General features: G+C 63.4%; 22 protein-coding genes. 13 read left to right on the forward strand and 9 right to left on the reverse strand.

All coding sequences use genetic code 11. The annotated features are described in order from the left end of the window. Window positions 1-50: 50 nt before the first annotated feature. The gene (mbfA, locus tag HB375_RS06290; RefSeq protein WP_167672121.1) at window positions 51-1,022 is read right to left on the reverse strand and encodes an iron exporter MbfA; all 972 of its coding nucleotides are present in this window, start codon (window positions 1,020-1,022) and stop codon (window positions 51-53) included. A gap of 339 nt (window positions 1,023-1,361) precedes the next feature. Here mbfA and HB375_RS06295 point away from each other — a divergent pair, with 339 nt between their 5' ends. Together HB375_RS06295 and HB375_RS06300 are read left to right on the forward strand one after the other, a co-directional pair. Beyond that, entirely contained in the window at window positions 1,362-1,844 is a 483-nt protein-coding gene (locus HB375_RS06295; protein ID WP_167672122.1) for an NUDIX domain-containing protein, read from the forward strand. Window positions 1,845-1,995: 151 nt separating this feature from the next. After that, window positions 1,996-2,496, forward strand: a complete 501-nt coding sequence (locus HB375_RS06300; protein ID WP_167672123.1) for a GNAT family N-acetyltransferase — start codon at window positions 1,996-1,998, stop codon at window positions 2,494-2,496. Window positions 2,497-2,592: 96 nt separating this feature from the next. On the opposite strand, the gene HB375_RS06305 is transcribed toward HB375_RS06300, so the two are convergent. Genes HB375_RS06305 through HB375_RS06320 form a run of 4 tightly spaced genes read right to left on the reverse strand, consistent with a single transcriptional unit; the run spans window position 2,593 to window position 9,445 of the window. Continuing rightward, on the reverse strand, window positions 2,593-4,665 hold the full coding sequence (locus HB375_RS06305) for a hypothetical protein (protein WP_167672124.1): 2,073 nt from the start codon (window positions 4,663-4,665) through the stop codon (window positions 2,593-2,595). Between the two features lie 16 nt (window positions 4,666-4,681). Continuing rightward, complete coding sequence (locus tag HB375_RS06310; RefSeq protein WP_167672125.1) at window positions 4,682-7,489, reverse strand: DUF4159 domain-containing protein; 2,808 nt, start codon at window positions 7,487-7,489, stop codon at window positions 4,682-4,684. A 2-nt stretch (window positions 7,490-7,491) separates the two neighbouring features. After that, window positions 7,492-8,418, reverse strand: a complete 927-nt coding sequence (locus HB375_RS06315; RefSeq protein WP_167672126.1) for a DUF58 domain-containing protein — start codon at window positions 8,416-8,418, stop codon at window positions 7,492-7,494. 10 nt (window positions 8,419-8,428) lie between these two features. After that, window positions 8,429-9,445 (reverse strand): AAA family ATPase, encoded by a 1,017-nt coding sequence (locus HB375_RS06320; protein ID WP_167672127.1) that lies wholly within the window; start codon window positions 9,443-9,445, stop codon window positions 8,429-8,431. Window positions 9,446-9,645: 200 nt separating this feature from the next. On the opposite strand from HB375_RS06320, the gene HB375_RS06325 reads away from it, so the two are divergent. Genes HB375_RS06325 through HB375_RS06340 form a run of 4 tightly spaced genes read left to right on the forward strand, consistent with a single transcriptional unit; the run spans window position 9,646 to window position 12,375 of the window. Continuing rightward, a complete protein-coding gene (locus HB375_RS06325) occupies window positions 9,646-10,245 on the forward strand; it encodes a DUF1285 domain-containing protein (RefSeq protein WP_167672128.1) in 600 nt (199 codons plus the stop codon). Next, entirely contained in the window at window positions 10,245-10,883 is a 639-nt protein-coding gene (locus tag HB375_RS06330; protein ID WP_167672516.1) for a CoA pyrophosphatase, read from the forward strand. Before HB375_RS06325 ends, HB375_RS06330 begins: the two co-directional genes overlap by 1 nt. Next, window positions 10,880-11,137, forward strand: a complete 258-nt coding sequence (locus HB375_RS06335) for a DUF6111 family protein (RefSeq protein WP_167672129.1) — start codon at window positions 10,880-10,882, stop codon at window positions 11,135-11,137. The genes HB375_RS06330 and HB375_RS06335 overlap by 4 nt, the downstream gene beginning before the upstream one ends. Then, entirely contained in the window at window positions 11,134-12,375 is a 1,242-nt protein-coding gene (locus tag HB375_RS06340; protein ID WP_167672130.1) for a tRNA nucleotidyltransferase/poly(A) polymerase-related protein, read from the forward strand. Before HB375_RS06335 ends, HB375_RS06340 begins: the two co-directional genes overlap by 4 nt. 11 nt (window positions 12,376-12,386) lie before the next feature. Here HB375_RS06340 and hemF read toward each other — a convergent pair whose 3' ends face one another. Both hemF and HB375_RS06350 read right to left on the reverse strand, forming a co-directional pair. Beyond that, window positions 12,387-13,280, reverse strand: coding sequence for an oxygen-dependent coproporphyrinogen oxidase (hemF, locus tag HB375_RS06345; RefSeq protein ID WP_167672131.1), 894 nt, complete (start codon window positions 13,278-13,280; stop codon window positions 12,387-12,389). Then, window positions 13,277-13,771, reverse strand: a complete 495-nt coding sequence (locus tag HB375_RS06350) for a tRNA (cytidine(34)-2'-O)-methyltransferase (RefSeq protein ID WP_167672517.1) — start codon at window positions 13,769-13,771, stop codon at window positions 13,277-13,279. The genes hemF and HB375_RS06350 overlap by 4 nt, the downstream gene beginning before the upstream one ends. A gap of 118 nt (window positions 13,772-13,889) precedes the next feature. Here HB375_RS06350 and HB375_RS06355 point away from each other — a divergent pair, with 118 nt between their 5' ends. The 5 genes from HB375_RS06355 (at window position 13,890) to HB375_RS06375 (ending at window position 19,668) form a co-directional block, all read left to right on the forward strand. Further along, window positions 13,890-15,737, forward strand: coding sequence for an ABC transporter ATP-binding protein (locus HB375_RS06355; RefSeq protein WP_167672132.1), 1,848 nt, complete (start codon window positions 13,890-13,892; stop codon window positions 15,735-15,737). 191 nt (window positions 15,738-15,928) lie between these two features. Next, window positions 15,929-16,492 carry a ubiquinol-cytochrome c reductase iron-sulfur subunit gene (petA, locus tag HB375_RS06360; protein ID WP_167672133.1) on the forward strand — a complete coding sequence of 188 codons (564 nt, stop codon included), beginning with the start codon at window positions 15,929-15,931 and terminating at the stop codon, window positions 16,490-16,492. A gap of 35 nt (window positions 16,493-16,527) precedes the next feature. Next, window positions 16,528-17,805: a cytochrome b gene (locus HB375_RS06365; RefSeq protein ID WP_167672134.1), complete on the forward strand. Its 1,278-nt coding sequence runs from the start codon at window positions 16,528-16,530 to the stop codon at window positions 17,803-17,805. Window positions 17,806-17,828: 23 nt separating this feature from the next. Continuing rightward, entirely contained in the window at window positions 17,829-18,668 is an 840-nt protein-coding gene (locus HB375_RS06370; RefSeq protein WP_167672135.1) for a cytochrome c1, read from the forward strand. Window positions 18,669-18,798: 130 nt separating this feature from the next. Next, on the forward strand, window positions 18,799-19,668 hold the full coding sequence (locus HB375_RS06375; protein WP_167672136.1) for an S-methyl-5'-thioadenosine phosphorylase: 870 nt from the start codon (window positions 18,799-18,801) through the stop codon (window positions 19,666-19,668). A gap of 7 nt (window positions 19,669-19,675) precedes the next feature. Here HB375_RS06375 and HB375_RS06380 read toward each other — a convergent pair whose 3' ends face one another. Then, a complete protein-coding gene (locus HB375_RS06380; RefSeq protein WP_167672137.1) occupies window positions 19,676-19,867 on the reverse strand; it encodes a hypothetical protein in 192 nt (63 codons plus the stop codon). Window positions 19,868-19,920: 53 nt separating this feature from the next. On the opposite strand from HB375_RS06380, the gene HB375_RS06385 reads away from it, so the two are divergent. Next, window positions 19,921-20,466, forward strand: coding sequence for an adenine phosphoribosyltransferase (locus tag HB375_RS06385; RefSeq protein WP_167672138.1), 546 nt, complete (start codon window positions 19,921-19,923; stop codon window positions 20,464-20,466). A gap of 15 nt (window positions 20,467-20,481) precedes the next feature. Continuing rightward, window positions 20,482-21,063 carry an HD domain-containing protein gene (locus tag HB375_RS06390; RefSeq protein WP_167672139.1) on the forward strand — a complete coding sequence of 194 codons (582 nt, stop codon included), beginning with the start codon at window positions 20,482-20,484 and terminating at the stop codon, window positions 21,061-21,063. A 4-nt stretch (window positions 21,064-21,067) separates the two neighbouring features. Here the strand turns inward: HB375_RS06390 and HB375_RS06395 are convergent, their stop codons facing one another. Then, window positions 21,068-22,069 carry a MaoC family dehydratase gene (locus HB375_RS06395; RefSeq protein WP_167672140.1) on the reverse strand — a complete coding sequence of 334 codons (1,002 nt, stop codon included), beginning with the start codon at window positions 22,067-22,069 and terminating at the stop codon, window positions 21,068-21,070. Window positions 22,070-22,076: the final 7 nt, after the last annotated feature.

Here is a 22,076-nt window from a genome sequence, read left to right on the forward strand (position 1 = left end):
GCCCGATGGTTGGAAAGGCCGGCGAGAGTTCGCCGACCCGGCCGCCCGCGTCAAGCGCTGCCGATAAAGATGCCGGCGAGCAGCACCAGCACACCGCCGACAATGACCTGGAAGGCCGCCCTCAAGAAAGGCGTATCCATGTACTTGGTGCGGACCCACGAGATCGCGACGAGTTCGACAGCGACCACGAGGGAGGCGATGGCCGTTGCGAGGAGGAAGGCGTTCGGCCAGGAATCGGGAATGAGATAGGGGAGGGTGTGGCCCAGGCCACCGACGGCGGTCATCAGGCCGCAGATGATGCCCCTGATCAGGGGCGATCCGCGCCCAGTGATGGCGCCGTCGTCGGAAAGCGCCTCGGTCAGACCCATGCTGATGCCCGCGCCCACGGAGGCCGCAAGGCCGACGAGGAAGGTTTCCCAGTTGTTCTGGGTGGCAAAGGCTGCCGCGAAAAGCGGGGCGAGGGTCGAGACGGAGCCGTCGATCAGGCCGGCGAGGCCGGGCTGGACATATTGCAGGACGAACAATTTCCGGCGGGCATGTTCTTCTGCCGCTTCGACGTTTTCGTTGAGGTGAGCCTCGTGCAGCTCGTTGGCCTTGCGTTCATGGCCACGCTCCACCTCCGCCAGCTTGGTGAAAAGCTCGCGAACGCCGACATCGAGGGTCTGCTGCGCCGCCTTGTCATAGAAGTTGGCGGCCTGCAGCTCCATCACCTCGGCCTCGCGACGCATCTTGTCGAGGTCGAGATGGGGGCTCCACCAGAAGGCGCGGCGCTTCAGGAAACCGCGCACGTCCTCGCGGCGGATCGGCGGCAGATGTTCGCCGAAGCGGGAGCGATAGAAATCATAAAGGGAGTTGCGGTGGTCCCGCTCCTCATCGGCCATTTCGGCGAAGATGTCGGCCGAGGCAGGAAAATCGGGACGGAGGCGATCCGCGAAAGCCTGATAAATCCGTGAATCTTCCTCTTCATTGGCAATGGCGAGGGCGACAACCTCGCGCTCGGACAGTTCCGAGAGACTCTTCATCGATAGCTCCTGTTTAGAAATATTCTAAACAGGAGCGGGGCCGTTGCAAGCCTGTTGGGAAAACTTGTCCCCCGAAAGGGGCTGATTAATACTGGGCGCCGGGGATCAGGGTCGAATAGACCGTGCGATCCTCAAGATCGAGAGCGGGCGACCAAGTGAAACGGGCCGTGCGGTTCAGACGGGCAAGAAGCAGGGAGAGGAACATGGGAGCACCTTTTGGTTGGCGCCCTTCTACTCCTGCGTGGAATGCATGTCACGCGCCTTAACCAAGGGACAGATATGCGTCTCATGTATAGGTTTGTTCATGTTCCTGTAATCTTGTTGTGATTTGTTGATGCGATGTCCGATACGCCCGAGCCGAAAGTGATCTCCCGCTTCATCAGTTGGGGACTGCATACCTATTGGCGGTTCTCGCGTGGCTTGACGCTCGGGGTGCGAGGCGTGGTCCTCGACGCCGAGAACCGCGTCTTCCTCATCCGGCACACCTATGTTCGCGGCTGGCATCTGCCGGGCGGCGGCGTCGAAACGGGCGAGACGGCGCTGGAGGCCCTAACGCGCGAATTGCGCGAGGAGGGCAACATCGTCATCGATGAAGCCCCTAGCTTGTGGGGCATTTTCTTCAACTCCAAGACGTCGCCGCGCGACCATGTGCTCGTCTATGTAATCCGCGAATACTCGGTTCTTGGCCCCAAGACGCCCGACAGGGAGATTGCCGAGGCCGGTTTCTTCCCCCTCGACCGGCTGCCGGAGGGAACGACCCGTGCAACCCGGCGTCGGCTGGCCGAGATATTCGAGGATGCGCCGCCCACAATCACCTGGTGAGAAGAGTTTGCACCGCCCCCCGGACACTGCTATGGCCAAGGACACTTAAGGGAACGCTCCGGCTCATGACCATCATTCGGATCTCGCGACGACGAAACGGCTGATCTCGATTCAGTCGCCATTGCTTTTCGTTCTCGCCCCGAGTCCGTCCATGACCGAACTCTCTCTCTTGATCCGCACTGAACAGCCCATCGATTCCGAGGCCATCGAGCGCCTGCACGAGCGCGCCTTTGGGCCTGGACGGTTCGCCCGCACGGCCTCACGGCTGCGCGAGGGCGCGCCGCATTTGATGGACCTGTCCTTCACCGCGCTCGTCGGCACTTTGCTCGTCGGCTCCGTGCGCCTGACGCCGGTCCTAGCGGGTAAGGAACCCGCTCTGATGCTCGGGCCGCTGACCGTCGAGCCCGCGTTCGAAAACCGCGGGATCGGCGGCGCATTGATGCGCCGTTCCCTGGACGCGGCGCAGGAGAAGGGGCATTCGCTCGTGCTCCTTGTCGGCGACGAGCCGTATTATCGCCGGTTCGGCTTCAAGCGCGTGCCGCGCGATCTACAGCTACCCGGGCCGGTCAATCCGGACCGCTTTTTAGCGCTTGAATTGGCGGAGGGCGCTCTTCTTCGCGCCAAGGGAATCGTTTCCGCTCTTCCGGTCTAGAGCATCCGATCTGACAGGATCATATCGGATGCTCTATCTTATTTCTCTTGCCGCATTTTCCTCGCCGAACCGGTGTCCACTTCGTCGGAAAATGCTCTAGGCTTGCCTGCGACCCTCGGCGACCCAGGCCGCGAGCGTCGTTCCAACCAGAAGCAGAAGGCCGAGGAAGCCAAGCGCCATCGGGATCACGGTGACGCCACGCACGATGGCGCTATCGCTCGGCTTGACGCCGATCCAATCGCTCCCGGCAAGACGTGAGCTGGAGCGGATTTCAAGAATGCGGGGAATGGTGATGCTCTTCTCGCCCGCCATCGCCACGCGCCGCACCGAGCCTCCGTTCGCCTCGGCGATGGGGCGCAACAGCTCCGTGTTGCTGAACACGTCGGTCAGTTCGCGCGGGTTCGCGGGTCCTACACTGACGAAGGCGACGAGGTCGCCGGAACGTAGGGTGTGAAGGCCCGTCTCGTGGCTTTGCACCTGCGCTGAAAACAGCCCCGGCTTGTCGGGCCTGAGCGTGATGGTGCTTTGCGTGCCGCTCGGCGCGATCAGGGTCACGGGGTCCACCGTGTCCTTCATGGTCTGCCGTTCGATGCGAATGTCACGCCCTGCGGCCGAGGCGCGCAGAGCTTCCTCTTCAAGCGCGGGCTCCTTCATCAGCCAATGCGCGAGGCGCCGCAGCAAGTCGAGATGCGGACCGCCATCCTGATAGCCGCGTGCCCAGAGCCAGGCATGGTCGGAGAGCAGAAGCGCGACGCGGCCCTTTTCCTCACGTCGTAGAACGAGAAGCGGCAGATCGTTCGCACCTGACATGACCGTATCGCCGGATCGGACCTGCGCGCCGATGATGCGCAGCCAATCGCCCCAGGACGGAGGCTGCGTCTCCGAGCCGGGCAGTTCACGCGTCACCGGATGCCGTGTGCCGGTTGCGGTAATCGCAGCCTTGTAAGGGCGCTCCACGATGCGCCCGTCCGGAATGCCGGGGATGATCGGAGACAGGCGCGTCTGGGCAAGGCTGTCATAGCCCGCGAATTCCGGCCCCGCTCCGACAAGCAGCGCTCCGCCTTCGCGGACATAGCGCACGATGTTGTCGAAATAGGCCGCAGGCAGAATGGTTTGGTTGGCGTAGCGATCAAAGATGATGAGGTCGAAATCCTTGATCTTCTGCTGGAACAGTTCGCGCGTCGGAAAAGCGATCAGCGATAGCTCATTGATCGGCGTCGCATCCTGCTTTTCGAGCGGACGCAGAATCGTGAAATGGACGAGATCGACATTCGCATCCGACTTGAGCAAGTTGCGCCATGTGCGCTCGCCCGCATTGGGTTCACCGGACACGAGCAGAACCCGCAGCTTCTCGCGAATGCCTTCGATGGGCACGACCGCGCGGTTGTTTGCGAGCGTCAGTTCGTCCGGCAATCCTTCCACTTCGAGTTCGATGACATTCGGTCCGCCGTGCTCGATCCGCACCTGTACGGAGAAGGGCGTATCCGCCTTGACCATTTGGCGATTAAAAATCTGCCCGTCGCGGCGAATGGTGACGAGCGCCGATCCCGTGCCGCCGCGCTCCATCACCTCGGCGCGGATGGTCTGGTCTTTTCCGACGATGCCGAAGCGGGGCGCTTCGAGAAGCTTGATCTGCCTGTCGCGCTCGTCGGGTCGCCCGGTGATGAGGGCGTGGATCGGCGCCTTGAAGCCCAGGCTGTCGGCGCTGGAGGGAATGTCGTGCACGACACCATCTGTGACGAGAATGACGCCTACCAGGCGATCCGGTGGCACGTCGGCGAGTCCGTTGGACAAAGCGGCGAACAGGCGCGTGCCGCCATCACTGCCGTCGTCGCCCGCCTCGATAAAGCGCGGCTCGACATTGGCGAGGCCTCCGAAGCGGCGCTGCAACTCGGCTTTGACCTGATCCGTCATCGCCTGCCGGTCGCCGAGCGTCTGCGAGGTCGTGCGGTCGATGACCACGGCCACGATGTCCTTCACCTTCTCCCGTTCTTCCTGAACGAGCGACGGATTGGCGAGTGCCAGCAGAATGAGGCCGAGGGCCAGCGCTCTCAAAGCGGCGAGAAACCCGCGCGATACGAAGGCCAGTACCGTCAGCATGGCGACGACGGCGGCCAACGACCACAGCGCGTAGGTTGGGATGAGAGGGGAGAAGCCGATTGAGAGCAAAGATTACCTCCTCACCCTATTGACCGATGCGCTCGAGCAACGCCGGAACATGGACCTGATCGGCCTTGTAGTTTCCGGTGAGCGCATACATGACGATGTTGATGCCGCCGCGATAGGCCAGCTCCCTCTGGCGCAGCTGGTCGTTGCCGACGACCGGGTAGAGATATTCCCCGCGTTGGCCGACGGCCCACGCCGCCGCGAGATCATTCGACGTGAGGATGATCGGAGACACGCCGTCGCCGGAGCGTGCCGGACGCGCCTGCTCGCCCTCGGCCTGCGGTGGCAGCGCCTCGATCCATGTCTGGCCCGTGGCGTAGCGGCCCGGGAAGTTGTCGAGAATGTAGAAGGTCTTGGTCACCACGTGGTCGCGCGGCACCGGTTCAAGCTCGGGAATATCCAGTGTCGCGAGCATACGGCGCAGATATTGCCCCTCCGGGCTGACGACGCCGTCGGGCCTGCTGTTGAGCGCATCGCGCGTGTCGAAGATCACCGTTCCGCCGCCTTTCATGAAGGCATCGAGGTGTCGGGTCGCTGCTTCGCTTGGCGGTGGCCTGTTCGCGACAATCGGCCAATAGATCAGCGGGTAGAACGCCATCTCGTCCCTGGCCGGATCGATGCCGATAGGCTCGCCGGGTTGCAGCGCTGTGCGTTGACCGATGACCTGCGTCAATCCGGAGAGACCAGCCTTGCTTGTCGCATCGACCTGGGGATCGCCGGTGATCACATAGGCAAGCCGCGTCACGAGGGCGGAGGCGATGTCCTCCCGGGGAGCGGGCTGCCTGAGTTCCTGTGCGCGAAGAGGGGAGCCGGAGGCGGCAATCAAAACCGCCGCGAGGACGAGGGCCGCGCCGGTTCCAGCGCGACGAAGGCGTCCTGACAAGAATGCCAGATGGCCGCCAAGCCAAAGTGACGCCACCGTATCGATCAGCAGGAGAATGAGTGCGAGCGTGAAGAGCGGCGCGCGCAGGTCAACCGTCTGCGCGCCGGCGAGCGGCGCTTCGCGCGCCTTCAACGGTGCGAAGTTCAAAGCCGCAAGACGGTCGCCGGGGATCAGCGTGTTGACGACAAAACTGGAATCGACGGGGCCATAAAAGCCGGGCGGATGTTCGCCGTTGGCGCGCTCCGCATAATCCCGCGTCACGGCGCGGGCATTCGCGGGCGGTGAGGTGAAGGCGCCGTAGCCGTCCAAGGTCAGGCGCGGCGCAACCAGCTGATTTTGTGCGCCGGGCGCCTCTGTGCTCATGTCACGCGTCGATCCTGCGAGCGCAACGATCCGGCGCAGCATGTCGACGAAAAGACCTGACAGCGGCAGGTTCGACCATGTCGTGTCCGCGGTCACGTGAAAGAGCACGATCAAACCATCGCCACGCTTATCCGCCGTGACAATGGGCGTGCCGTCGACGAGTGCTGCCCAGATCTTGGAGGGAAGATCCCCTTCGGGCTCAGCGAGAATCTGACGGCGGATGCCGATTTCATCTGGAACCTTTAGCCCAAAGAATGGGCTCTCGCGCGTGAAGGGCGCAAATGTCTTCGGCGTGTCCCAGGACAGCGTGCCGCCAAGTGTTCTGCCACCTCGACGCAAATGCACCGGCACGAGCTCGTCATTGCCGGCGGCAAGCCGCGATCCAGCAAAGCGCAACAGCAATCCACCCTGCTCAACGAAGGCGGTGGCTCTCGAAAGCGATTCCTGATCAAGCCCTCCGACATCGGCAAGAACGAGCACTGACACCTGTTCGTCGATCAGCTGGTTCACCGCGTCCGCCACGGCGCCGTGGCCTAAGCGAATTTCGCCGTAAGGGGCGAGGGCGCGCTCGATGTAGTAGAGCGGCGACAGCAGCGGCTGAGCCTGTTCGGATGTGCCACCGAAGATCAGCCCGACGCGACGGCGCTTTCCGCTCTCGTCGAGAAGGCTCACCGCTCCGGCCGAATTCTCACCCAGAACCTCGAACCGCGCGATTGCATTTCTCACTTCCGTCGGCACGTCGAAACTGACGGAGGTTTCTGTCGCATTGGGCGCGAAGGCGAAACGCGCATCGGCTAGCGGAAGGTTCTTCAGGTCGAGGGCGCGAATGATTCCGCTATCGCGGCCGTTCGGTTCTGCTCGCACAATCCGGACACGCGGCTGTCCTCCCGTCGTCTCGATGCCTGCGAGCGCGATGGGCGGCGCGCGCTCGGCCCTCAAGACGGTGATGCGATGTCCTTCAGCCAGGCGGGCGAGCCCGTCGATGAAGCCCTGTCCATCAACGCCCGCGACGCCGTCGCTGATCCAGACGATCTCGGCATCCGGCGTGTCTTTCAAGAACTTTGCGATGGAGTCGAGATGGGCTTGGCGATTGGGGAGATGCGGCTGCGGCTTGAACGAACGCAGACGCTCGAGCGCATCCGCGGGATTCGAGGGCTGCACGACAGACGGCTCGGCTGCTGTCGCAAGCACGGTGACAACACGCCCCTCCCGCGCTGCACCCTCGATGCGCTCGGAGGCGATGGTCATGCGCTCGCGCCAATCGTGCGCGGCGGCAAAACCGTTGTCGACGATCAGGAGGAGCGGGGAGCGGCTTTCGCCTTCCGCCAGCGGGTTCCAGATCGGGCCCGCCGCCGCGACGATCAGGATGGCCGCGAGAACGAGCCGCAACAGCAGCAGCCACCACGGGGTGCGCGCGGGCGTCTCGCGATCAGGACGGAGGTCGGCGAGAATTCGCAAAGGAGGAAAATCGATCCGCCTCGGCTGCGGCGGCGTGATCCGCAACAACAGCCAGATGGCCGGCAGCGCCGCCAGCGCCACAAGGACCAGCGGCGCAGTAAAGGTCAGCGGAGGGCCGAGCATCGCTACCGCCCTCCCAGTCCGAGGCCTCGCGAAGAGGTCACGAGGTTGAGCACGTGCAAAGCCGCTTCGCTTGCAGGGCGGTCTGTTCGGTGGATCGTGAGCGTCCAGCCGCGGCGGCGGACCAGTTCACTGACTTCCGCGCGGTGCCTTTCGATGCGCTCGCGATAAGACTTGCCCCAACTCTCGGCATCGCCGATCCGCAGCGAAAGGCCTTCTTCAAGATCGTGCAGGATCGCTTGCCCCTGAAACGGGAAGGTCTCCTCGACCGGATCGACGATCATGACCAGATGGCCCCGCGCGCCGTGGCCCGAGATGCCCTCGATCACGGCGGCGATTTCGCCGGGGAGAGAGAGAAAATCGCTGACGAGGATGGCCTCGTGGAATGCGGGGATGGGGGCCTGCGGCGGCAGATCGTCGGTCAGTGCTCCGTGATCGGCCACCATGGCCTCCGCCATGAGTTCCGCGATGCGGCTCGTCGCGCGGGGCGGCATGAGGCCAAGCAATCCCGCTCGCTCTCCGGCATCAACGCTGCAATCGGCAAGGGCAAGGCCCAGCACGATGGCCCGTTCGATCTTGGGGGCCTGTGCGAGGCTTGAGGCAAAGCCCATCGATGCGGAGCGGTCGATCCAGAACCAGATGGTTTGCGTCGTCTCCCATTCTCGCTCGCGCACATAAAGCCGGTCGTCACGGGCGGAGCGTCGCCAGTCGATGCGTTGCGCCGCCTCGCCGGTAACGAAGGGCCGGAATTGCCAGAAACTTTCGCCTGGCCCTGCGCGCCTGCGGCCATGAAGACCATGTGAGAGGTTGGCCGCGACGCGCCGCGCCTCCAGCACGAGACGAGGCATGCGCTCCGAAAGGGAAAGCGCCGTTTCGGTTTCGCGATGACTTGGGAAGCGTGCGCTTTCCGGGAGAACCCGGACACGGGCCATGCGCGAATTCCTAACCTGTCAGCCGCGAGGTCAGGCGGCCGATGACGGTCTTGACGGTTTCTCCCTCAGCGCGGGCGGAGAAAGTCAGCGCGATGCGATGCTTCAGCACGGGCTCGGCCAACGCGACCACGTCGGCGATGGAGGGGGCGACACGGCCTTCGATGAGCGCGCGGGCGCGGACGGCCAACATGAGGGCCTGACTGGCGCGCGGGCCAGGGCCCCACAGCAGCTTGTCGGTCACTCCTTCCAGAGGCTCGCCTTCGGGCCGGGCTGAGCGCACGAGATCGAGAATCGCATCGACCACGCTTTCCCCGACGGGGAGGCGCCGCACGAGGCGCTGCGCGTTCATGAGGCCGTCGGCGTTCATCGCCGCGACGGGCTTATGGGCTTCGACGCCGGTCGTTTCGATGAGGATGCGCCGCTCGGCGTCGCGGTCGGGGTAGCCGACGTCGATTTGCAGCAGGAAACGGTCGAGCTGAGCTTCGGGCAGGGGGTAGGTGCCCTCCTGCTCGATGGGGTTTTGCGTGGCGAGGACGTGGAAGGGCTGGGGCAGATCGTGCCGCTCGCCGCCGATCGACACGTGATGTTCCTGCATCGCCTGCAGCAAGGCCGATTGCGTGCGCGGGCTCGCCCGGTTGATCTCGTCGGCCATCAGAAGCTGGGTGAAGACGGGGCCCTTCACGAAGCGGAAGGAACGCCGTCGGTCGGCCCCCTCGTCGAGAACCTCCGAGCCCAGAATGTCGGAGGGCATGAGATCGGGGGTAAACTGCACCCGGCGCGCATCGAGACCCAGCACAATGCCCAAGGTCTCCACGAGCTTGGTCTTGGCCAGGCCCGGCACGCCGACCAGAAGCCCGTGGCCGCCGGCGAGCAGCGTGATGAGCGTCAGATCGACGACTTTTTCCTGGCCGAAGATAACCGAATGGATCGCTTCCCTAGCTTGGCCGACCGTCTCGAGCGTCGCCTCTGCATTTCGGATGATGGCGTCGTCCAGGGCGGTAGGAGCTTGAGCGATGCTGGCCGTCATGAGGGAATCTCCACCGTTCGCGTCCGCCCCGAAGACAGCTACTTTGCCTTCGGTCGCTCGTTCGATGCAAGCGGGTCGGTGCGCCGCATCCGGGGTTTTGTGAGCTGGACGGAAAAATCGGTAACACTATGCTCTAGGAATTATCCAATGATGGCATTTCGTCGATCCTCGGGGTTCAATTTCTTGTTCACGCTTGCGTCATGACACATTCGGCGACACCTGCACCCGGTAGCGCACTGACGCGCCTCATCGAAACGCTCGGCCCCGGCGCTGACCGCAAGGGCTTGCCGCCCGTGGAGCGTTGGAACCCGGCCTATTGCGGCGAGATCGACATGCGCATCGCGGCGGACGGGACCTGGCACTATATGGGCTCCCCCATTCGCCGGCCGGCTCTGGTCAAGCTGTTTTCGACCGTTCTGCGCAAGGACCCGGAGCGCTACGTGCTCGTCACCCCGGTCGAGCGGGTCGGCATTGTGGTCGAGGACGTGCCCTTCGTCGCGGTCGAGATGGCGGTCGAAGGGGAGGGCGAGGCCCGCGACATCGTATTCCGCACCAATGTGGACGATCTGGTCCAGGTGGGGCCCGACCATCCCCTGCGCTTCGAGCTGGAGGAGGGAGGGGGTGTGAAGCCTTATGTCGGCATTCGGGGAGGTTTGTGGGCCCGCCTGACGCGGGCGCTCGCGCTCGATCTGATCAATCTGGCCGAAGAGCGGCAGGTCGAGGGCGTGGCCGTGTTCGGTGTCGCGGTGAAAGGTGCCTTCTTTCCCATCGCTCCGGTTTCGGAACTGAGCGCTTCGTGATGGAGCTGGCCCCGTTGGACGCCGACCATTTCCTTGCGCTCGCGGTCGAGCGCCTGCGCTCCGAGCCGCCGGACCCGACCGATGCCCTGTCCAATCCGCGCGGGGATCACAGCATCGACGAGGAGCCCCTCGTTCATCCGCTTAACCCGAAGATCGCCGCCGTACTCGTGCCCATCGTGACGCGGGACGAGCCAAGCGTGCTCTTGACCGAGCGCGCGGCGCAACTGCGGCAGCATTCGGGGCAGATCGCCTTTCCGGGCGGCCGCGTCGACCCGACCGACGCCTCCGTTCTGGCGGCGGCTTATCGCGAGGCCGAAGAAGAAATCGGGCTGGAGCGACGCTTCATCAGCCCGCTCGGCTATCTCGATCCCTATTTGTCCACGACCAATTATCTGGTCATGCCGGTCGTGGGCCGGGTCGAGCCTTCATACACGCTCAACCTTAATCCGCTTGAGGTGGCGGACACTTTCGAGGTTCCGCTGAGCTTTCTCATGGACCCCGCCCATCACGAACTGCATGCCCGGGAGTGGAAGGGCCGGGTGCGCCGCTACTATGCAATGCCTTATCAGGAGCGTTACATCTGGGGTGTGACGGCGGGCATCATCCGCAATCTCTATGAGAGGCTCTACACGCCATGACGCGGGCGATCATCCAGGAGTTGCTGCTTTTCTTCCTGCCATTCGCCGCCTTTGCCGTTTACCTCATCGTCCGTCGCCGCAATCCGCTGGCATGGTCGTCTTGGAGCGATCAATCGGTCTGGCTCGTGATTGCGGGTTTGGTTGTCGTTATTGGGTCACTGCTCGCAGCTGGCATTTTCACGGACCACGAGACCGGCGCTTTTGTGCCGACCCATATCGAAAATGGAAAAGTCGTTCCCGGGCGGTTCAAGTGATTCAGTCTCTCAACCAAAAGGCACTGGCTGACCTTTTGCGGCTACCCCACCTGGCGCGACTGCTCGCGGCTTTCAACGGGGATGGCGTCGAGACGCGCATCGTCGGTGGCGCGGTGCGCAATGCCCTGCTCGGACGGCCCGTGATCGATCTGGACTGCGCCACGACGATCATGCCCGACCGCATCATGATGCTCGCGGAGAAGGCCGGGTTCAGGGCTGTCCCGACAGGAATCGACCATGGCACGATCACCGTGATTGTGGATGGCGAGCCTTTCGAGGTCACGACGCTCCGCGAAGATGTGGAGACGGACGGACGCTACGCGGTTGTCCATTTCGGCCATGACTTCGAAGCCGATGCGCGGCGGCGCGATTTCACCATGAACGCGTTGTCGCTGGGCGCAGACGGTCGCATTTATGACTATACCGGCGGCGTCGACGATCTCGCGGCAAGGCGCGTCCGTTTCATCGGCGACGCGCACACTCGCATCCGCGAGGATTACCTGCGCATTCTGCGGTTCTTTCGCTTCCATGCAGAATACGCGGAAGGCGATCCTGATCCTGAAGGGCTCGCCGCTGCCGGTGTCGAGCGCGAGGGACTCGGCATCCTCTCGCGCGAACGCATCAGGCATGAACTCCTGCGGCTGCTGGTCGCGAGAAGGGCGGAGGACACGGTTCGGGTTCTCGCAGAGCACGGTTTTTTGACATGGCTTCTGGACGGAGCCGCCGAATTCGGACGCTTCCGTAAAATGATCACTGCGGATGCAGCGAAGCCTGTTGCGATCTGGCGGCTCGCAGTGCTTGCCGTGATGGTCGAGCAGGACTCCGAGCGACTGCGCGAGCGCTTGAGATTGTCGAACGACGAGGAAAACAAGCTCGCTGCTTACGCCAAAGTCCTCTGCATTCTCAAAGCCTCTGCTTCTTCGCTCGACGCGGTTGCCATTCGCCGCCTCGTCGCCGAGCACGGAGTCGAGACGCTGTCCGTCGCTCTTTCGGCTATTGCCGGCGAGCCCACGCCTGTCGTTCGGGACGACGCGCTGAGCGCGCTTCGTCGCTTCGAGAGCGGGGAGGAGCCAGTGCCGGTCTTCCCATTGCGCGGTGCAGATCTCGTCGAACGCGGCATTCCCAAGGGACCGAAGATCGGCGAGCTTCTTGCACTGGCGCGCGAGACTTGGCTTGCCGGGGGCTGCCGCACGGATGAAGAGACTACCACGCAATTGCTACGCGGCATCCTCGACTAGTCGGAAACGATTTAGGGCCAGCGAACCGTCGGCGGCATGGACGAGAGGATCGACTCGATATTGCCGCCGGTCTTCAGCCCGAAGATCGTGCCGCGGTCGTAGAGCAGATTGAACTCCACATAGCGCCCGCGCCGCACCTGCTGCTCGATCCTGTCCGCCTCGGTCCAGGGCGTCGTGACATTGCGGCGGACGATTTCCGGATAGATCTTCAGGAAGGCTTCCCCGACATCGCGGGTGAAAGCGAGGTCTTCTTCCCGGTCGCCGGTCCAGTGATAGTCATAGAAGATGCCGCCGATGCCACGCGGCTCGTTGCGATGCTTGAGAAAGAAGTACTCGTCGCACCAGTTTTTGTACTTCTCATAAGGGGCATCCGGGTGCCGGTCGCAGGCCGCCTTCATGGTCGCGTGGAAGGCGAGAGTATCCGGGTCGTCTTGCGTCCGACGCCGGTCGAGAACCGGCGTCAGATCGGCACCGCCGCCAAACCACGCCTTTGTCGTCACCACGAACCGGGTGTTCATGTGAACGGTCGGCACGTTCGGGTTCCAGGGATGGGCGATGAGCGAGATGCCGGAGGCCCAGAAGCGCGGGTCCTGATCGGAGCCCGGAATCTGGCCGCGAAATTCGGGGGCGAATTCGCCATGCACGGTCGAGACATGAACACCGACCTTTTCAAACACGCGGCCGCGCATCATGGACATGACCCCGCCACCACCCGGAGCGCCGCTGTGGTCCTTGCGCTCCCAAGGCTTGCGCTCGAAACGCCCCGGCGCAGAGGCCTCCGGCGGAAGCGGGGCCGTCACCTCGTCCTCCAGCGCCTCGAAGGCGGCGCAGATCCGGTCACGGAGCGAGGCGAACCAGATCGGCGCTTCCGCTTGCAGGTGAGCGATGTCGGCGTTGTCGGTCATGGTGTAGGCGCTCCGGGTGCCGGGGTGGCTGGGATGGGAAAGGCTTTAGTCTGCCGCAGGGACTCTCCCAGAAGCATCGCCGCGGTCACGGCGACGTTGAGGGAGCGAAGGCCCGGCTGCATGGGAATGACGATCCGAGCATCGGCGGCTTCATGCACTTCGTCCGGCACCCCCGCCGACTCGCGGCCCACGAGGATGATGTCCTCCGGCGCGAAGGCAAAATCCGTGTAGGGCACCGAACTCTTGGTGGTCGCGAGAACGAGGCGGGCTTTGTTTTCCTGACGCCAGGCCTCGAAGCTCCGCCACGAGATGTGACGGGTGATCGCCGTGTGGCCGATATAGTCCATGCCCGAACGGCGCAGGTTCCGGTCCGAAACGTCGAAACCGGCCGGCTCGATGATCTCCACCGGCACGCCGAGGCAGGCCGCGAGGCGCAGCATGGTGCCGGTGTTCTGCGGAATGTCCGGTTGATAGATGGCGAGGCGAGGCATGGCATGCGTCATCGGGGCTCGTCGCATCCGCGTCAAGTGACCCCTTCGCCGCTCTCCCCTCCGGCCATCGTTATGCTAAGGAGGCTCGCGCGAGGGTTGAGGGTGGAGATTGAGCACAATGTACCGGCGACTGGAAAAGAAGATCGACCCCTTTGCCCCCTTCGACGAAGACCAGACCCCTCCGGCGACCGTGGCAGCCTTCTCCTGGCACTATCTGAAGCCGATCAAATCCTGGTTCGTGATACTTTTCATCGCCTCGTTGGTCGTCGGCCTGTTCGAGTCTTCTCTTTATGTCCTCATGGGCTGGTTGGTGGACCTTCTGGCTCACGCGACCCCCGACCGGTTCTGGGCCGACCATGGCAACACGCTGTTGGTAGTGGGCGGTGTAGTCCTCTTCATGAGGCCGATTCTGCACTTTATGCATGAGGCGATCACGAACCAGATCATCGTGGCACAGAGCACCAACATGATCCGCTGGCGGACCCATGTTTATACGCTCGGCCATGCCTTGAGCTATTTCCAGGCGGATTTCGCCGGGCGCCTCGCTAACCGCATCACGCAAGCGGGCTCCGCGATCCGCGAAATCGCGGTGACGGTGCTCGATACGCTGCTCTATGTGGCAATCTTCGCCTTTATCGCTTTGGGCATGTTCTCCTCGGTCAGCCCCTGGCTCGCCCTGCCCATGGGGCTGTGGATCATCGGCTATGTGGCTCTGCTCAACTTCTTCGTGCCCCGCGCGAGAGAGCGCTCCGTCAAGGTCGCGGATGCGCGCTCGGTCCTGGTGGGCCGCGTGGTGGACAGCTACACCAACATCCTGACCGTCAAGCTCTTCGCCCGTGGTGCGGAGGAGCGCTCCGCCGTCCGTGATGCCCTCAGCGCTCATACCCAGGCCTTTTTGCATTCCTTCCGGCTCATCACGAGCGTCTCGGGCATTCTCGCGATCATGAACAGCATCCTGCTGGTCTCGACCGGGGCGCTCTCCGTGACTTTGTGGATGCGAGGGGCCATGACGAGCGGCGAGGCGGCCGCCGGTCTGGCTCTCGTGATGCGCATCCTCGCTATGTCGGGCTGGGTCATGCAGACCGTGCGCGGCGTCTTCGAGAATATCGGCATCGTCCAGGAGAGCATGGAAACTATCGCCCGCCCGCACGGCATTGTGGACGCGCCCGTGGCTCCGGCGCTTCAGGTGGCGAAAGGGGAGGTCCGTTTCGAGGACGTGTCTTTCCACTATGGCAAGGAGGATGGGGTTATCGAGCGCCTCAACCTGACGATTCGGGCGGGAGAAAAGGTCGGGCTCGTCGGTACCAGCGGAGCGGGCAAGACAACCATCACCTCCCTCCTGCTGCGCCTCCACGACGTGGAGGGCGGGCGGATTCTGGTGGATGGGCAGGATATTTCGAAAGTCAGCCAGGACAGCCTGCGCTCCTCCATCGCCGTCGTGACCCAGGACACCTCGCTCCTCCACCGCTCGATCCGGGACAACATCGCCTACGGGCGACCAGGCTCGCCGGAGCAGGACATCGAGGAGGCGGCGCGCCTTGCCCATGCGCACGACTTCATCATGCAGCTCGAGGATCACCGCGGGCGGCGGGGGTATGACGCACATGTGGGCGAACGGGGCGTGAAGCTCTCGGGCGGACAGCGCCAGCGCGTCGCCATTGCCCGCGTCATCCTCAAGGATGCTCCGATCCTGGTGCTGGACGAGGCGACCTCCGCCCTCGATTCCGAGGTCGAGGCGGCGATTCAGGAGTCCCTGTCGACCCTGATGGAGGGCAAGACCGTACTCGCCATCGCACACCGCCTGTCCACCATCGCAGCCCTCGACAGGCTCATCGTCATCGAGCGCGGGCAGATCGTGGAGGAGGGGAGCCACGCCGAGCTTCTGAAGCGGGACGGGCTCTATGCGCGGCTCTGGCGGCGCCAGTCGGGTGGGTTCCTCGGAGCCGAAGAAACCGCGGTGATCTGAGATTTCTCATCTGGAACAACTCCAATCCGGCTATGGACAGCCGCGCTTCGCCGTGCCAAAGAGCCTCTGCGCGGCGACCCCCGGTCGCATTGCGCGCGCGTTGGCGCGTATGCTTGTTCCGACAGGAGGCAGCGTGCCGAATGCCTGGGTTACCAAGCATTTTCAAGCGCGCGGTTCTCGTTTGTTGAAGAATGCTGGAGAGCCAAGTGGCCGAGACCACCACAGCCATCGCTGAGCCGACACGGCGCGATTTCCTCTTTATCGCCACGGGCGCAGCCGCCGCCGTCGGTGGTGCAGCCCTCGTTTGGCCCTTCATCCAGTCGATGACGCCTGACGCTGCGACCATTGCGGCGGGCGCGCCCGTCGAGGTCGATCTGACCCCGATCGCCGAAGGGCAGATCGTGAAGGTCTTCTGGCGCGGCAAGCTCATCTTCGTCCGTCACCGGACCCCGGCCGAGATCAAGGCCGCCGAGGATGTGAACGTCGCCTCCCTGCGCGACCCGCAGCCCGACGCGGCCCGCGTGAAGCCCGGCCATGCCCAGTGGCTCATCGTTTACGGCAACTGCACCCATCTCGGCTGCGTTCCGCTGGGTCAGCAGGGCGAGTACAAGGGCTGGTTCTGCCCGTGCCACGGTTCGGTGTTCGACACCTCTGGGCGCGTTCGCGGCGGTCCGGCGCCGATCAACCTGCCGATCCCGCCCTACACCTTCGCGTCCGACACCAAGATCGTTATCGGTCAAGGCGCCACTGCGTAACCCTTCGGCGACGATCCATTCGATCAGGCGATATCATGAGCCAGCATTCCTCCACCTACGTTCCCAAGAGCGCCTTCGGCAAATGGTTCGAGAGCCGTCTGCCTATTGCGAGCCTCATCCATTCCTCGTTCATCGCTTATCCGGTGCCGCGGAACATCAACTATTTCTGGACCTTCGGCGCGATCCTCTCCTTCATGCTCGCGTCGCAGATCCTGACCGGCGTGTTCCTGGCGATGTACTACACGCCGCACGCGTCGCTGGCTTTCCAGTCGGTCGAGCACATCATGCGCGACGTGAACTTCGGCTGGCTCATCCGTTACATGCACGCCAACGGCGCTTCGATGTTCTTCGTCGCCGTGTACATTCACATCTTCCGCGGCATCTACTACGGGTCGTATAAGGCTCCGCGCGAGATCCTCTGGATCCTCGGCGTGATCATCTACGGCCTGATGATGGCGACCGCTTTCATGGGCTACGTGCTGCCGTGGGGCCAGATGAGCTTCTGGGGCGCGACCGTGATCACCAACATCCTGGCGGCGATCCCGGTGATCGGCGACACGATCCAGAGCCTGCTCTGGGGCGGTTACTCGGTCGGCAACCCGACCCTGAACCGCTTCTTCTCGATCCACTACCTGCTGCCGTTCATGATCGCGGGCGTCGTCGTCCTGCACGTCTGGGCGCTGCACGTTCCGGGCCAGAACAACCCGACCGGCGTTCCGATCAAGTCGGACAAGGACTGGGTTCCGTTCACGCCGTTCGCGACCATCAAGGATCTGTTCGCCACCGCGGTGTTCATGCTCGTCTTCGCGTGGTTCATCTTCTACATCCCGAACTATATGGGTCACGCGGACAACTACGTTCCGGCGAACCCCTCCGTGACGCCCGCGCACATCGTTCCTGAATGGTACTTCCTGCCGTTCTACGCGATCCTGCGCGCCATTCCGGACAAGCTCGGCGGCGTCATCGCCATGTTCGCCTCCATCGCGGTCCTGGCCTTCCTGCCGTGGCTCGACACCTCGAAGGTGCGCTCCACCTCCTACCGTCCGCTCTACAAGCAGTTCTTCTGGATCCTCGTGGCCGATACGCTGCTTCTGGGCTGGCTCGGCGCCAAGCCGCCGGAGGGCTGGTACGTCATCGTCTCGCAGATCGCGACCGCCTATTACTTCATCCACTTCCTGGTCATCCTGCCGCTGCTCGGCTTCATCGAGCGCCCGCTGCCGCTGCCGAATTCGATCCTCGAATCCGTGCTCGGCCAGAAGGGTGGGGCAGGCCTGCCGTCCGGCGCCAATGCCGAGCCGCAGTCCAAGGGCTGATGCGAGCGCTGGGGAATAAGAAAATGATGAAGCGTACTCTTCTCATCGCCGCCGCCGTTCTCGGCCTGTCGGCTCCGGCCATCGCTTCGGAGGGCTCGACCCCTCCGCAGCTCAAGTGGAGCTTCTCCGGTCCTTTCGGTAAGTTCGACGAGGCTCAGCTCCAGCGTGGCTTCAAGGTCTATCGGGAGGTTTGCTCCTCCTGCCATAGCCTGAACTACGTCGCCTTCCGCAACCTGGCGCAGCCTGGCGGGCCCGGTTTCTCCGAGGCCCAGGTCAGGGCGCTCGCGGCGGAATACAAGGTCCAGGACGGCCCGAACGAGGCCGGCGACATGTTCGAACGTGCGGGCCGCCCGGCCGATCATTTCCCGGCTCCGTTCCCGAACGAGAACGCTGCAGCCGCGGCCAATGGCGGCAAGGCTCCCCCGGATCTCTCGCTGATGCCGAAGGCGCGCACCTACGAGCGCGGCTTCCCGTGGTTCATCTTCGACATCTTCACCCAGTTCGCGGAAACCGGCCCGGACTACGTGGTTGCTGTGCTCAACGGCTATCATGAGGCTCCCGCAGGCTTCTCGGTTCCGGCTGGCGGTCACTACAACACGTCCTTCCCGGGCAACGTGATCGCGATGCCGAAGCCGCTGAGCGACGGCCAGGTCGAATATCCGAAGGGACCCGACGGCAAGTCGCCGGTTCCTGAGACGGTCGACCAGTACGCCCGAGACGTGACGGCGTTCCTGATGTGGACGGCAGAACCTCACCTCGATGCCCGCAAGCGCATCGGCTTCCAGGTGATGCTGTTCCTCCTCGTCCTCTCCGGCCTCCTCTACTTCACGAAGAAGAAGATCTGGGCCCGCGTCGAGCACTAAGACGCACTGGATTGAACCGATTTGAGAAAGGCCCCTTCCGGGGCCTTTTTCTTTGGATCGTCCGAGGGTGGCGGTGGTGTTGCGGCCGGTGCTCGCCCTATGGTTTCCTTAAGAAGAGCGGGACCATCACATGACGAAAGCGGTTTTGGGCATCATCGGCGGGTCGGGCGTTTACGATCTGCCGGGGCTGGAGGACGTGCGCGAGGAGCGAATCTCGTCTCCCTTCGGCGAGCCGTCGGATGCCCTGCGGATCGGGCGCGTCGGTAACACGGAGGTGGTGTTCCTTGCCCGCCACGGACGGGGGCACCGCTACTCGCCTTCGGATATCAACTACCGCGCCAACATCGACGCGATGAAGCGGGCAGGGGTCACTGACCTGATCTCGGTTTCGGCCTGCGGTTCCTTCAAGCAGGAATACTACCCGGGCTTTTTCGTACTGGTGGACCAGTTCGTCGACCGCACTCACAAGCGCGAGACGTCCTTTTTCGGCAAGGGCTGCGTCGCGCATGTGCCGATGGCCCATCCGGTCGGCCCGCGCCTGCAGGAGCGCATCGCCGAGGCTGCGAAGACTGAGGGCATTCCCTTCAGCCGTGGCGGCACGCATGTGACCATCGAGGGGCCGCAATTCTCCACTTACGCCGAATCGATGACCTACAAGAACCTCGGCTACGACGTGATCGGCATGACGGCGATGCCGGAGGCCAAGCTCGCCCGCGAGGCCGAAATTACCTACGCCATTATCGCCATGGTGACGGATTTCGATTGCTGGCACCCCGAGCATGACGATGTCGATGTCGCATCCGTCGTCGCGGTGGCGCAGAAAAACGCGACCAAGGTCGCCCGGCTCGTCGCCCGCGTGGCGCGCGATTTTCCGGCGGAGCACGAGCCATGCCCCAAAGGCTCCGACCGCGCCCTTGATGGCGCCATCATGACTGCGCCCTCTGCCCGCGACCCAGAACTTCTCAAAAAACTCGACGCCGTGGCGGGCCGGGTGCTCTAAAATCTCATCACGTCATCATCCCGCCCATGTGACCGAAGCCGAACAGGAGCCGGAAGATCCAGCCGATGAAGGCCAGGATCAGGGCGACGATGAAGGTGGCGGGGATTGCGGCAAGCGCGGCCTTGACGAAAAAGAGGACGAGGCTTCCAAAGGGGATATCGATATCCGTCAGGACGGTCCGGGAGGACGGTTCGGGCATGGCGAAACTCCGCTAAGTATCTTCAACCTTCCTGACCTATGGCAGACTTTCCTATGGACCAGCGCCTCGTTACCGATCTCAAAGCCGCGATCCGCTCGATTCCGGATTATCCGAAGCCCGGCATCATCTTCCGGGACATTACGACCCTGCTCGGTGATGCACGCGCCTTCCGCCGTGCAGTGGACGAGCTCGTTCACCCCTTCGCCGGCGGACGTGTCGACAAAATCGCGGGCATCGAGGCGCGCGGTTTCATTCTCGGCGGAGCGATGGCGCATCAGCTCTCCTCCGGCTTCGTGCCGATCCGCAAGAAGGGCAAGCTGCCGCACGAGACCGTGCGGATTGCCTATTCGCTTGAATACGGCGTCGATGAAATGGAAATCCACACGGATGCCATCGGCCAGGAAGAGCGTGTCGTCCTCGTCGACGATCTGATCGCAACCGGCGGTACGGCGGTTGCTGCAACGCAGCTCCTGCGCCAGATGGGCGCGAACATCGTCGCTGCCTGCTTTATCATCGACCTGCCCGATCTCGGCGGCGCGAAAAAGCTGCGCGATCTCGGGGTCGAGGTGCGTAGCCTCGTCAGCTTCGAAGGGCACTAGCATTACGAGCGGGCCATGACCGCCGAGGACATGAAAGGTGCTCTCGATTTTCTGAAGAGCGCCGAAAAGCTGAAAGACACCCTCCGCAGCGGGCACACGTCCGGCGGGCGGCCGGAGAGCACAGCGGAGCATACGTGGCGGCTCTGCCTGATGGTTATCGTCTTCGCGCATGAACTGCCCGGCATCGACATCGCGAAGCTTTTGAAATTGTGCATCGTGCACGATCTCGGCGAGGCCTTGAGCGGTGATATTCCAGCGATCATGCAGAGTGCCGACACCAACAAGAGCGAGCAGGAACGCGCCGACCTCCAGGTGCTGACGCAATCGCTGCCGCCTGCTCAACGCAGCGAAATTCTCTCGCTCTGGGAGGAATACGAGGCCGCCTCATCGCCCGAGGCCGTATTGGCGAAAGGCTTCGACAAGCTCGAAACCATTCTGCAGCACAATCAGGGTCTTAACCCGGCCGACTTCGATTACGCCTTCAACCTGACCTATGGACTGAAGCAGACGTCCCGCCATCCGCTGATCGCAAGCATCCGCACGATCCTCGACGAGGAGACGCGCGCTCATGCGTTAAAGCAGAACCCGAATATGTGAACGATTATCGCTCAGGCCGTCTCTCCCAAAACACCGAGCCGTCGAACGAAATCACCTCTTCGCCCCGCTGGTTGATGCCGGTGTTGTGGTGGAAGGCGAGCCCCCAGCCCGGACGTGAGGCGGAAACGCGCTTGCTCACCAGCGTCGAGCGATAGGTGATGGTGTCTCCCGCATAGACGGGCTTGAGCCATTTCAGGTTGGTGAAGCCGGGGGAGGACCCGAGCCGCGCCGGACGCTCGCCCCGCGCGAGCGCTTCCATACGGACGTGCTCGCGATAAGCGATCATCTGCTTCATCCAGATGCTGACCGTGTGCCAGCCCGAGGCGCAAAGACCTCCGAACAAACTTTTCTTGGCGGCCTCCGGGTCCACGTGGAAACGCTGTGGATCGTATTGTTTGGCGAAACGGATGATGTCGTCCGGGTGGAATGTGTAGGAGCCGAGTTCATCGGTCTCGCCCGCCAGCAGGTCCTCGAGATAGGGATTGGCCGAGATGGCCTGGGTCTCGCGCACGGGCGCCGGATCCGTGTGAGGAGCTGCTGCCGGGATCGCCGGCACCTCCACGCCGCGACGGGCGAACATGATCCAGTTGCCCTGGGACATGACGGTTTCGTCGTTCTGGTTCAGCAACTCGCCGTGAAACTGAACGAGGCCGATGGTGGGGCGGCTTTTCGAGGGGCGCGTGTCGAGGATCGTCAGCCGCGACCGAAGCGTGTCGCCGGGGCGGACGGGGCGCATCCATTTGACCTCATCGATTCCGGGCGATCCCATGGATGTGGAATCGAGCAGCAACTCATCGGCCAGAAGCCGCATGTTGATGGCGCAGGTGTGCCAACCCGATGCGATCAGCGTGCCGACAAAACTATCCTTGGCCGCGATCTCGTCGACATGAAAAGGCTGCGGGTCGAATTCGCGCGCGAAGGAGATGATGTCTTCCTTCGATACCGAAACAGGACCGAGCATATGGGTCGAACCGGGCACGAAGTCTTCGAAAGCAAAGCGGGGCATGGGCTTG

This window comes from Microvirga terricola (assembly GCF_011777495.1).
Classification (GTDB): Bacteria; Pseudomonadota; Alphaproteobacteria; order Rhizobiales; family Beijerinckiaceae; genus Microvirga; species Microvirga terricola.